Below are 13,788 nucleotides of genomic sequence, written 5' to 3' on the forward strand. Positions count from 1 at the left end.
TTAAATAAATTAACCATTACTTATAACTTACAATAGTACCCCGCTTAAAATAAAACCTACAATAATCGTTACCGTTATAGCAACCAGCCCGGGCAGCATAAAACTATGGTTTACTACAAACTTTCCGATTTTTGTACTTCCCGTTCGGTCAAAATCTATTGCAGCAACAAGTGTTGGATATCCGGGTAACAAAAAATCACCGTTTACTGCCGGGAACATCGCTAATAAATGGGGATTGGTGATTCCAAGCACCACGCCCATTGGCATAAGCGTTCTCGTTGTTGCAGCCTGACTAAAGGTCAAAGCCCCCATCAAGAACAAAGCGATTGCAAAAGTCCAGGGATGACCTGTAACTATATCCCTGAAGGTATGCTCAATTACAGCTTCATTGGCTAACATAAAAGTAGCACTCATCCACACCACACCAAGTACAGAAACCACAGCAGTAGCCATCGAAGTAAATAAACTCATCTTTGCAACTTTTACAGCAGAGGTTTTGGTGATCAGCATGATACATGCTGAAGCAGTCAACGTGATCATAATGATCAAAGTGGTCAAATTAATGGTTCCATCAGCATTTACACTAAAACTTTTTTCACCACCAACATAAGGTACATAAGCTGGAAACGCACCGAAAAAGATGATGAGCAGGATGGCAAGACCAAATATGGCCACCGCTATTTTAGCACCTGGCTCAGGTTTATAGGTTGACTTTCCATTTTCAGTACTCCTTGTACTCATCGAACGAGCAAATTCCGGATCTTTCATTTTCTCCAGAAACACGGGGTCATGATCCAATTCCAATCCTTTTTTCCGCACCGCTAAAATACTGGCCAGGATTCCACAAAGCGCAGCCGGAATACAAATCTTCATGATATCTATTGAAGCAGAAGAATAAGCAAGTATTGTAATTAATGAAGCAGTAGCTGCACTCATCGGACTACCAGTAATGGCCAGATGAGAAGCAATTACGGAAACGGATAATGGCCTTTCAGGACGTATTCGTTGTTTAGCCGATACCTCTGCAATAATAGGTAAAAGTGAATACACAATATGCGCAGTTCCCGCAAATAAGCAGAGAAAATAAGTGGTAAAAGGGGCAATAAAGGTAATCTGACTGGGATTTTTTCTGATGATCCGTTCTGCAATACTGACCAGATAATCCAAACCACCTGCCGCCTGTAAAGTAGCAGCAGTAGTTACAATGGCTAAAATAATTAACAGTACGGGTATAGGTGGCTCTCCAGGTGTCATTTTAAACACCAGTACAAAAATCAGCAAACCTACCATTCCCATCACCCCGAGCCCAATACCTTTCATTCTTGACCCAATAAGGATCATGGCCAATAATATGCCCAGTTGAACGAATATCATTGCGCAATAAATTTAGGATGGATTAGGTTCTCAATGGAATAAATCTCATCCCATTTGGCCTGGGTAATCAGCTTCTTCTCGGTTACTACTATTTCGTAAATTGATTTACCTGTTTTAAGTGCTTCTTTAGCGATAGAAGAACATTCTTCATAACCTAAAATTGGATTCAACTGCGTTACAATTCCAATACTTTGCATCACCAGATTTTTGCTGTGCTCAACATTAGCGGTAATACCTTTAACGCATTTTTTTCTAAGCGCATGACAGGCTTTCGTTAGGTACTGCAACGAAGTAAACAAGGCCATACCAATTACAGGCTCCATCACATTTAGCTGCAATTGTCCAGCTTCGGCAGCCATCGTAACCGTCAAATCTGCTCCAATCACATAAAAACACGTTTGGTTCATCAGTTCCGGTATTACTGGATTTACTTTTCCCGGCATAATAGATGAACCCGGTTGCATAGCTGGAAGATTAATTTCGTTTAAACCACAGCGCGGGCCACTACTCAATAACCTTAAATCATTGCAAATCTTACTTAATTTAATTGCACTACGCTTTAAAGTGCCACTCAATTGTACATAAGCACCTGTATCGTAAGTTGCCTCAATCAAGTCGGCAGAAAGAATTACCGGTACTTTGCTAATCTCCGCAAGGTATTTTACACACAGTGCCGAATAGCCTTCAGGAGCATTTACGCCAGTACCTATAGCTGTTGCCCCCATATTTACCTCAGTAATCAATTTCTCTGCCTCTCTTATCCGCATTACATCTTCCCCTAAGGTAGTCGCAAAAGCATTAAATTCCTGTCCCAAAGTCATAGGCACAGCATCCTGTAGCTGTGTTCTTCCCATTTTTAAAACATCAGCAAACTCCTCTCCTTTCTCAAAAAAAGCCTTTTGTAATTGCTCTAAGGCATCAGCAAAAGAATCTATCTTAAGATAAAGCGCAATTCTAAATGCGGTAGGATAAGCATCGTTCGTACTTTGTGAAAGATTTACATCATTATTGGGATGCAAATGAATGTATTCGCCTTTTTTATGACCCATATATTCAAGTCCAAGATTTGCAATAACCTCATTTGCATTCATATTGGTTGAAGTTCCGGCACCACCCTGTATCAGATCACTCACAAACTGATCTGTAAACTCTCCGGCAATCAACCTGTCACATGCATAAGCTATGGCCTCCGCTTTTTTAGCATCCAAAATTCCCAAATCTCTATTGGCTAATGCAGCAGCCTTTTTAACATGCCCAAAAGCTTTTATGAAAAGTGGTTCACTACCAATTGGAATACCGGTAATGTCGAAGTTTTCCTTAGCGCGCATTGTCTGAACGCCATAATAACAATCATTACTAATTTCTTTTTCCCCTAAAAAATCGTGTTCAATTCGAAAAGATCCCATAATAATTTGATTTAAATAATATAAATGTTAAAAGTTTAAAATCTTTTAATAGCGCAGAAAATATCGCTGAAGTTCAGCAGTATTGTGGGTTTTCAATAAACCCAGCATCAGTAGTATCCGCGCTTTTTGTGGATTCAGGTCATCAGAAACAATCGTCCCCAGTTCTTTATCATTTACCTCTCCATCTTCCACTACCCGTCCTGATACACACCTGCTTGAACGACAGACAGCAATTCCCGCCGCCACGGCTTTCTTAACTACACTCGTAAATGCTTTCGAAAAATTTCCATTGCCCACTCCGGCAATTACAATACCCGCAGCCTTGTCTTTAACCAAAAGGTCAAGATATGCCGGAGATGCATCAGCATACGCGTAAGCAATCTCCACCTTAGGAAAAACAGTATTGTTATCTATTTTAAATGGCGCCAATGGAGATACCTGACGGTCGGAGCTTTTATAAAACTCCACCTTTCCATCAAACACCTGTCCAACAGGTCCGCTATTTGGCGAGCCAAATGCATTTACCTTAGTTGTATTCAATTTAGTCACATCTCTTGAGCTAAAGATAGACTCATTAAAGGAAACCAACACCCCTCGTCCTTTAGCTTTAGGGTCAGCTGCGAGCGTAATGGCATCAAAGAGGTTTTTTGGTCCATCTGCACTAATTGCAGTTGATGCCCGCATAGCCCCTGTAAGTACCACAGGATTATCGAACGCCACTACCAAATCCAGGAAATAAGCAGTTTCCTCCTGTGTATCAGTACCATGAGTAATCACAATTCCATCCGCTTCCTTTTTGCTGAAGATTTCATTGATCCTGATCGCAAGTTTCTTCCAGATTTCCAGGCTCATATCCTGACTGCCAACAGCAGAAATCTGTTCACCACTTACCTCAGCTATGTTTTTTATGGATGGTATTGAACCAATAAGGTCAGATACCGGAATTTTACCCGCTGTGTAACCCGCGCGATCAGCCGAAGCGCCCTGCCCTGCTATAGTACCACCTGTGGCCAGGATAATAATTCTAGGTTTCTGGCCATAAGCAACCTGTAGCAACAGCACCATCATTAAAAATATCAGTATTCTTTTCATCATCATTTAGTTTAAGGCGTTTAAAAATTATACAACATGCCAAAGTTTATACGTACCGCATTTTTCCCTTTGGTTATATCCCGATCCATTTTAAGTTCTTTGTAACCAATCTGAGGCTCAAAACCAATCATTAGGTTATCCAATAAATTATAGGAAAGATTTAAAGTAAAGTGGTAATTGGTCATTTCATTCCATGGGGCAACAGTTCCCAGCCCACCGGAAAAGTGGTTATAAGAGGCGATTACCATGGTGTGAAACTTTGCTGTCCAGAAACGTTGATAAGAAACAAAGCCTGAATGTACATCCAGGAGATTTAATATCCCTTGCCCATCTTCGTTAGCAAAGCCATCCAGACCGGAGCCACCAATGGCCAGAAAATAGTCGGAAATGCCTTTTCCAATATTCCATTGTGCCTGCAGGTTATTTACTAGTCCTGACTTTTTATTAAAAAATATGCTCGCCATGCCCGTAAAGCCCCAGCCATTCGCTGTTCTATAATTAAACCCAGGATCAGCTGCCTGCACATTTTTAGAATCGTAACCGATATTTCTATATATCCCTGCGACCTTTAAAAATCCGCCATTGTCATAATCATATCTTAAAGCACCTATTACATCAGGAATCCTTCGAGGGGCATAATCCACGCCAAAATCTACATTTGCTGTGTAATCAAATAACCGTCTGGGTTCCATCTGCTCTATAGCTAATTCATAACCAGCTCTACCTTTTTCACTAAATTTATTCCTATAATTAAGCTGTATTCTCCGGCTCAGTACCATTCCGGTTGGGCCATCCCAGTCCAACAAACTAGCTGGCCATAAATCAGGGTCGCCAAAAGTAGACCAGTTTTGTCCCAGCGTAAAGTGCGCATACTTGATCCAGGCCTGGCGTAATCTGAACAGTGAAGTACGGTTGGGGCCACCTTCAAAATCTCCCTCCAGCATGGCTTTTATTTCCTTACCATTAGGCAACTGTGTTGTTGTGGCAAAACGAAGCTGACTCTGACGCATGTCTACCCAAAATGCGGGTTTATTTCGGCCAAACACATCATTTTCATGGATCAGAAAAGAACTGTTTCCATGTAAGTTCCCACTAATGTCATATATACCGTTCAATTTTAAACGGCCTATCAGGAAAGAGCTTATTTTAGGTTTTCCGTTTAGAGAATCTTTGCTCTCATATTTAATCAACTGTGCCTGCACCTGTCCGGCCAACAGCAAACAACCAATAAAAAGCAGAACTACTATTTTTTTTGCTTTAGTAATTGTTTTATTCATAGGGATGATTTAGAAAGTAGCGTTACATTATGGTAACCCGTTCTTCTATAAAACCCTTTTTACACCCCAAATGTTTTGGATAAAAAAGCCTGATCATGATTTATGATACAGGCTTAGTCGCTTTAATAAGATTGCCTTTACCTGGCAGGCGTTATGATTATCTTTCTAAACTCTATGGGTTGATGATCACCCTGAAGATAAATTGGTCCGGGTTCACCCTCATTACTATCCAAAGCGCCACCTGTAATGCCAGGTATTTCCTGATTGTTGATTATTGTTTTACCATTGGCCACCACAGTTACCATTCTACCAACTAAGGTAATATCATAAGTCTGCCATTGATCAGGGCCAAGGGTTACCATTTCATTGGCTGGCAAAAAGCCATAGATTCCACCAAACAAAACAGAGTTTGGATGCGCATCTTTCGGACTATCTTCTATTTGTGTTTCATAACGACCTCTCAAATACACACCGCTGTTTCCACCCTTTTTATATTTGAATTCAACATGCAATTTAAAGTCATTAAACTTTTCATCCGTTATTAAATTAGATCCGGCTTTTGGGCTAGTTAAAATACCATCTTTTACCACCCATTGGTTTTCGCCTGTAGCCTTCCAACCAGTTAAATCTTTTCCATTAAACAAATTGATTGACTTACCCCATACCGGAGCCGCCGTTCTCTTTAAATAAGGGGCCTTTACGCCTTTCCACTTGTACTTTTTACCATCACTGGTTATCATAGTCCCCTCAATTCCAGATCCTAGTAATTCCCCTTCAATCACAAAATTCTGGTTTCCATTTTCCCATTGCGGTGGGATCTCAAACCTGAACTTACCATTGTCAAACTTTACCTCAGCGATCGGACGAGCACTGCCCGAGGCACCAACAAAAGAACCTACCAGTGTACGGAAGCCTGAAAGCTTTACTTCCAGCCATGATGGTGCTGATTTACCATTCTCGTCAACAGTAATGTCCCAGCGGCCTATCAGATCTTTTGGGGCCGCAGTTTGTGCTTCGACAGCTATCTTACCGGTTGATGCAAATAAACATTCTGCAGAACTCGTCATCAGCAGACAGCTCATACCAAATACAAGAAGATTTTTACGCATAGAATAATTAATTTTCGGTTATCATTTGTGATGACAAGATATAACTTATTTACATTTACTACAAATGAGTGAAAACTCGATTATTCAATCATGCTACAACTAATTTTCATTATGTTTAACTGGCACCTTAGTGTCCCTTATCACATTATCTACCAGCAAATTGTCAAAAGGTGCAACACTCTGTATGGTAGGAGAAGGATATCTTGCTGTATCAAATTTCCCGGTCCAATCTGCATTTTTACTGTCACCAATTAAAATACCCGTGGTCGTATTGCCGATACGATTATTTTTAATCAGACAATCACTAGCTGCGATGTAAAAACCAATTTCGGTCTTCCCTTTTGCCATACCATACATTAACCTGATCGCTACGGGCAACCCGCTAAATGTATTGTTGGTAATCGTATGATGCGTTCCATTAACCCTGATTCCGCCAGTCCCTCCTTTAATAATATTGCTGTCTATTAAACAATCATGTCCGCCACGCATTACCAATTCTCCTACACAATCTTCAAAATAATTATTGATGTAGCTGTTTCCAGAACTTTTATTACTAATCACTTCTGCTTCACCATTGCAACGGACAAATCGGTTATCTCGTACAATGGACCCGGCAGTTTTAGTACCTAACAGTACCGGATCTTGTCCTATTTGCACACATTCGCCACCGTTAAATACTTTCCAGCTTACTTTATCCTTATCCTTAAACACATTGTGGTCAATCAGTGTATAAAGAGGTACCGATTCCGAAACAATTTTAACCTGCAATTCCTGATTATCAATGTTCCCTATAAAATTGCAATGGTCTACCCGATTGTGTTCGGCTTTGCCCGAAATCACAACAATTGGCATAAACTGATTTTTCGCAGTATTTTTAGAAAATGTACAATCAGTAATCCGGCAATATTTTGTAGCCTTCAATTCAATCAAAATGCCTGTACCTCCCGGTACCTTAAATAAGTTACAACCTTCAAAAGCTAAACCTGAAATTTCTGTAAAGCTCCCGGTCAACTGAAATACTGGCTTGTTTACATCCCCGGAAAACACCACCTTCCCAGCTGTTTCGGCCTTGATCACAATAGCTTTCCCGACTGTACCCATCGTGGGAACAGTTAATTCCCAACCACTATAGTGACCATCAACAATTACAATTTCGTCACCCGGTACCGCCACAGCGACCGCTTTTTTAAATTCATCCGGATTTGATACCTTATACACTTTAGCTTCTGCAGCAGTAAATAAGCATAACAGACAACAGGCCAGTGCGATTAAATTCTTTACCATAATAAAAGTTTATTCCACAATTTACATTTTAATCCTTTACCACGTTTAAGACGGATTGCCAATCGGAATAAATATCGGCTGAACCCAACAATTTTTTAAGCATAACATTATAGGCCGGCTCAAAATATGCTGCATAAGAAAGCACCTCTATCGCCGTTTTCGGTTTAAAGTTTGCACCTATTATATAACCTGGTTCTTTATTGTCGGCTCTTTTTTTATCAAATGGGACCTTGCTATTTACAAACTCATGATGAATTTGCCTGCCAGTGACAAATGGAGCCAAAAACTCAACTGATTTTTGAATAGAGGAGCCCGACGGGGATACATAATTAAAATAATTGATCCCTGTGGCACGCTTAATTACAGTTGCTATTTTCAGTAATGGTTCTAAAGTATAGATATGATAATGGAGTGCATCCCTTTCTTCAAAATCCATACCCGAACCATCGGCATACAGATTTTTTAGTATCTGTGTTTTTATGGCAGTATCTGCAAATAACTCGTAATTTTTATTCCTAAGTAGATATGCGATGTTTCCAACAACCTTTATCCTATGGGAATTCCAATTGTTATAGACACTTTTCTTGCCCGACTTAAAGCGTGGACTGGCCATCTCGGCATCTGCAATCTCAACAAGCCACTTATCAACAGTATTTCTCTCCGACACAGTCATTTCATCCTTAATCAAATCATAAGCATCAAACAATGGATCTAGCTTGGTATCATTTATCGGATTACCCGCACCGTGGTTAATCTTGGCCCAGGCCAAGATATATTCGATACATTTCTTTAAATAAACGGGTTTATTGCTGATGCTATAGGTATAGGCCAAAGCATATATTTTGTCTAAATCAGCAAGGGACTTTTGTGTTTTTAGTTTCTTAGGATCATTTGCCAGGTGGCCTTCAGAAATGATCGTATCTACCGGATCAGGATGTTGCTTTAAAGTAGCATCAGCCAAATTTTCCAACTCATGATAAGCCATTTTAACATTTTGATCTGTGTTGATCAGTGTTGACAGCTTTTGTAGCTCGCTTTTGTTCAGACTTAGATATTGAGCCTTAGCAGTAATTGCTGGCGGCAATAAAATTGCCACCAACAAAACTACTCTTGTAACCATAACCAATTGTATTCTAACCATTTTATTTTAAAATCTAAGCAAAATCAACCATTTATAAATGCTAATCCATTCTTAATTCCAACCGGGATTGTTTACTGTAATAGCAGGATTAAGCGTAGTCTCCTGAATCGGTATTGGAAACAAAATATCCCGCTCAGACACATTATTGTAAGGAGCCAAAGCATTAGCCTGACCGGAGTACCCTAATGTATTGTTAGAATTTACCGGGGCCTGAGTTGTGATGATCGGAATCATATCTTTCATCGTTTTTAAAAATATCCCCCACCTGATCAAGTCGAGTTTACGATGTCCTTCGAAAGCCAATTCCAAAGATCGCTCCAATTGGAGGGCTTGTTTGAAAGCTGCAGGCGATGCCGTTTGTGCAGAAGTTAAACTTGCATCCGCTGCTGTATATAAAACTGCATCAGCGGTAGCACCTGTACCCACACCCGAAAAAGCTACAGTTGGTGCACTGGTATAACCAGAGCCAGCATTAGTAATCGTAAAACCGGTAATCTTACCTCCTGATACTTTTGCAGTGGCCGCAGCACCGGTACCGCCGCCGCCTGTAATGGTAACTGTAGGTGCTGTAGTGTATCCTGATCCTGCACCAGTTAGATTAATGGTTTTAAGACTATTGTAAGCTCTTGCCCTAACTGCATTAACAGCTGCAATAGCATCAGTTGTTGGTCCGCTTACCTCATTGGTCGCTTCAGCAAACATCAACAATACATCCGCATACCTTAATAACGGCCAGTTGGTCCCTCCAAAATTCTTATTGGTTATAATGTCACTGTTTTGGTATTCGCGTCTCCATTTGGCAACAGAACGACCCCAAATATAGGTCGAAGCAAAGTTGATTTTTCCCTTGCTGGCATCATTACCACTGTAATAAAAAGGTGTCATATTCCAATCCCTTCTGGTATCACCTGCTGCATAGGAATTAAACAATGTCCCTGTAGCTAAGTAATTTCCTTGCATAAAGCCATAAGAAAGATTACTGTTATTAATCCCAACTGTCGACCCAAAACGCTCATATTCTGAATATACACCTCCTGCATCACGGTAAAATTCAACTTCCCAAATACATTCTTTCGGCTCATTAATATCAGCAGTTTCATTAATAAATATTTGTTTATAGTCCGGATTCAAAGAGTGAAGCTGTGATTTCATCACTTTTTGAGCCCAGTCGGCAGCTTTTGGATAATAGGTTGGATCAGACAGGCGGCCTGCCGCATATAAACAAACACGTGCTAAAATACCTTCTACAGCAGTTTTTGATACCCTTCCGGTATTTGCGGCACCCCATTCTGTTGTTGCTTTTACCAAACCTTCGGCTGTGGTCATATCCTGAATTACCTGTTCATAAACCTGCTTTGCAGGAACACGTGGAAAGCTCGTTTCAGTAACTGAATTGGTGATAGTTATTTTCAGTGGAACATCTCCCCAATAGCTCACCAGGATAAAATGATAATAAGCGCGTAAAAACAATGCTTCACCCTGTACATAGTTCTTTACAGACTGAGACACCTGGGCTTTATCAATATTAGCAAGTAATAAATTTGCTCTTTCAATGCCTGCATATAAATTTCTCCAGCAATTGTTAAAGTTTCCATACGATGAGTTTACGTTGTACCAGCTTGCTGCAATGGTATTTGAACTTCTAAAATAATCCTCATCATTGGCTCCCGGGGCTTCCAGGGAAAGAAAACGAGAGTAAGTAGACTCATCGGTATTTCCTAATTCTGAATACACACTTGCTAAAGCAGAATTTAACTGTGCTTCAGTATTATAAAATGTTTGCGGTGCAATACTGTCCTCAGGAAGCTGGGTAAGATATTTTTTACAGGAAGTAAGTCCTGTAAAGACCAATATGCTTAATAAAATAATATTTCTTTTCATGATCTTTTAAGATTAACCTTGATAATACAAATTGACTACAGTGACACATCTAAACCAAAGGTGATCACTTTGGCTTTTGGATAAGCCGAATAGTCCATTCCCGGTGTTAAAGCAGAACTATAGGATGACACCTCCGGATCAAGACCGGAATACTTTGTCCATGTGAGTAAATTTTGTGCAGACACAAAACAACGAACTTTGGATAATTTGATATTCCTAAGTATTTTTGGGTCAAATGTATAGCCCAGATTGACTGTTTTTAACCTTAGATAAGAACCATCTTCTAACAAACGCGATGAATACACAGCCGGTCCGCCCCCTCCAGTTCTAAAGTACGTGTTGCTTGGATTGGTCGGTGTCCATCGATCCTGATAAGTTGCGTACTGATTTGATCCAAATACAGTTGAACCTTCCATTAAATATTTGTTGATGTTTTGAATCTGGTTGCCATAAACAAACTGAAAGAAAACATTCAAATCAAAACCTTTGTAACTAAAGTTGTTAGAAAATCCGCCGGTAAACTTAGGATTGGGATTACCAATAACAGTCAGATCATTACCATCAACAATATTATCTCCGGTCAGGTCCACATATTTAATGTCGCCGGGTTTGATATTCGCACGTGGGTTACCATTATTCGGCACATTTGCTTTCAAAGTAAAAACACCGGGTGTATTTTCATCAAAATCACTATACTGGTACACCCCAGCCCATTTATAACCATAAAACATCGCCACCGGTTGTCCAACTTGTGCAGCAAAATCCGGGGTTAGTCCCAGGCCCGTAGCATACCATCTTACTGTTGTTAATAACGTCTGTTGCCCCTGAGCCAATGCCAGCACTTTGTTGCGGTTAAATGCAATGTTAAAACTACTTGACCAGTTAAAATTCTTTCCGGTAATATTGGTCGTTCCCAAAGTAAATTCAAGACCTCTGTTTTGTACGGCACCAATATTCTCATATGCAGAAGCATAGCCACTTGTGCCCGGTAATTGCGCGTTTAACAACAAATCCGTGGTTTTCTTATTGTAAACATCTGTTGTTAAAGTGATGCGTTGATTAAAGAATCCCAAATCAAGACCTATATCAGTTTCAGCAGTACTTTCCCATTTCAATGCAGGATTTGCCAAAGAAGAGGCATAAGCACCACTTAAAAATGTACTGTTAAAGGAATATGAATCAGCACCTCCCTGAGTCAACAAGGCATATGCAGCCCGGTCATCAACCCGGTTATTACCAGTTACACCATAGCTGGTCCTGATTTTAACATCAGATATGATCTTATTATTTTTAAGAAAGTTTTCCTCACTCATGTGCCATGCCAATGATCCTGAAGGGAAGAAACCCCAAATGTTATCACCGACAAATTTTGAAGAACCATCAGCACGGAAACTAGCTGTTGCCAAATATTTCGATTTATAATTGTAATTGACCCTGCCAAGGAAAGATGCAAGTGTATTTTTTGATTTTGTTGTTTTGATATTGAACGGTGTCCCCTGTCCCAAACCATCAACACCTAAACTTTCGTTTGGAACCAATGTGGCCCTGGAACCAAAAAGCTTCGAACTATTCCCCTGCATTGTAAAACCTGCCAACACATTTATAGCATGATCTTTATGGATGACATTACTGTAAGTTAAGGTATTCTCATTGACATAATTTGAAAGCGAAGTATAGGTGACTGAACCATTTGGTCCACCTGAGCCTAAACTGCTGCCCGGACTTCCTAAACGAGAGTTTGAAGTATTAAAAACATCAGCCTCAGTAAAGTTATTATTATAACCACCCGTAACTTTCAACTTTAACTTAGGTAAGATACTATATTCCAGATAAGCATTGGTTGTTAATACATTCCCAATTTTACCTCGTATCTCATTGTAAGCTGTTAAAATTGGATTCCATTGATAATTAGAATTAGAAGCGGTAATGACATCCTCATCCTGCGCATCTTCCAACAAAGCATCCAGGTTACCGGTACCATTTACCGGTCTGTACTGCCAAACATTGATTAAATAATTAAAAGCTGTTTGCGAGTTACCACCAACCTGAGTCCCGTTAGATATAATACTGCTGTAATTAGCCATTATCCCACCTTTCAGTTTTTTAGTGATCTGCTGATCTAAACTCATCCGGCCTTGATACCTTTTAAAATCTGAGCCAATGATAGTTCCCTTTTGTTGAAATATAGATCCGGAAACAGTGTATTTGGTATCTTTTGTACCACCTCTTAAAGAGATATTATGATTGGACATGGGCGCTGTGCGAAAAACCTGTTGCTGCCAATCCAATCCAGGCTGATCTAAATAACTATCCAATGTTTGTCCATTCGTTAGGTATAAACCAGTAGCTTTTGCGTTATCAATTTCCAGTTGGTACTTTACAAAGTTATAGGGATCCATAACTTTAACTCTTGAAGTATTTGTTTGTAAACCGTAATAACCATTATAGGTTAATACAGGCGGTCCGGTCTTGCCTTTTTTCGTAGTAATGATGATTACCCCATTGGCTCCACGCGCACCATATATTGCTGTAGAAGATGCATCTTTTAACACTTCTATGGATTCAATATCTGCCGGATTGATGGCATTGTTGGTATAGTTTTCTATTGGAAAACCATCCACAACGTAAAGTGGCGAATTATCCTGAGTAACGGAATTACCACCACGAATTATAATTTCGGGCGAGGCACCAGGCTGTCCATCAGGAGAAGTTACCTGAACTCCGGCAATCCTACCTGCCAGAGCATCGTCAAATGATTTTACGGGCGCTTTGTTTAAGTCGCTTATATTAACAGTTCCAACAGAACCCGTAAGGTCACGTCGGTTAACCTGTCCATACCCAATTACGACCACTTCACTTAAATCATTTAGTTTGGTTTTTAAGGTTACATTGATCACCTTATTGGAACCAATCGCTATTTCCTGAGTGTCAAAGCTAATGGCGTTAAATATCAATACCTCATCACTGGCTGATACACCGATTTTATATTTTCCATCCCCATCAGTAGTTGTTCCTTTTGTCGTTCCTTTGACCTTAATTGTTACGCCTGGAATTGTTTCGCCTTTATCATCCTTTACCACACCGGTAATTGTTTTTTGGCTTGTTTTAGCTACAGGATTGGTCTGCTGAGAAAAAGCATTTTGCCCGTAAAAAATAAAACAGAGGAAAAGGCCTGTTAGACCCCTTAAGTAAAGTTTGCTCATAGTTGTTTAATATTTGGTGGT

The 13,788-nt window shown here is 39.9% G+C and carries 9 protein-coding genes; all 9 read right to left on the minus strand.

Annotated features, from left to right (window positions below):
• Positions 1 to 27: 27 nt before the first annotated feature.
• On the minus strand, positions 28 to 1,374 hold the full coding sequence (locus P0Y49_13140) for an anaerobic C4-dicarboxylate transporter (GenBank protein WEK17742.1): 1,347 nt from the start codon (positions 1,372 to 1,374) through the stop codon (positions 28 to 30).
• Complete coding sequence (gene aspA, locus P0Y49_13145) at positions 1,371 to 2,780, minus strand: aspartate ammonia-lyase (GenBank protein WEK17743.1); 1,410 nt, start codon at positions 2,778 to 2,780, stop codon at positions 1,371 to 1,373. Before aspA ends, P0Y49_13140 begins: the two co-directional genes overlap by 4 nt.
• 45 nt (positions 2,781 to 2,825) lie before the next feature.
• On the minus strand, positions 2,826 to 3,878 hold the full coding sequence (locus tag P0Y49_13150) for a type II asparaginase (protein WEK17744.1): 1,053 nt from the start codon (positions 3,876 to 3,878) through the stop codon (positions 2,826 to 2,828).
• Between the two features lie 14 nt (positions 3,879 to 3,892).
• A complete protein-coding gene (locus P0Y49_13155; GenBank protein ID WEK17745.1) occupies positions 3,893 to 5,149 on the minus strand; it encodes a porin in 1,257 nt (418 codons plus the stop codon).
• A gap of 137 nt (positions 5,150 to 5,286) precedes the next feature.
• Complete coding sequence (locus P0Y49_13160) at positions 5,287 to 6,258, minus strand: DUF1080 domain-containing protein (protein ID WEK17746.1); 972 nt, start codon at positions 6,256 to 6,258, stop codon at positions 5,287 to 5,289.
• Between the two features lie 99 nt (positions 6,259 to 6,357).
• The gene (locus P0Y49_13165) at positions 6,358 to 7,542 is read right to left on the minus strand and encodes a chondroitinase-B domain-containing protein (protein ID WEK17747.1); all 1,185 of its coding nucleotides are present in this window, start codon (positions 7,540 to 7,542) and stop codon (positions 6,358 to 6,360) included.
• Positions 7,543 to 7,570: 28 nt separating this feature from the next.
• Positions 7,571 to 8,683: an alginate lyase family protein gene (locus P0Y49_13170; protein WEK17748.1), complete on the minus strand. Its 1,113-nt coding sequence runs from the start codon at positions 8,681 to 8,683 to the stop codon at positions 7,571 to 7,573.
• 51 nt (positions 8,684 to 8,734) lie between these two features.
• Positions 8,735 to 10,564, minus strand: coding sequence for a RagB/SusD family nutrient uptake outer membrane protein (locus P0Y49_13175; protein WEK17749.1), 1,830 nt, complete (start codon positions 10,562 to 10,564; stop codon positions 8,735 to 8,737).
• Positions 10,565 to 10,599: 35 nt separating this feature from the next.
• On the minus strand, positions 10,600 to 13,767 hold the full coding sequence (locus P0Y49_13180) for a TonB-dependent receptor (protein WEK17750.1): 3,168 nt from the start codon (positions 13,765 to 13,767) through the stop codon (positions 10,600 to 10,602).
• Positions 13,768 to 13,788 lie beyond the last annotated feature (21 nt).

This window comes from Candidatus Pedobacter colombiensis (assembly GCA_029202485.1).
Lineage (GTDB): Bacteria > Bacteroidota > Bacteroidia > Sphingobacteriales > Sphingobacteriaceae > Pedobacter > Pedobacter colombiensis.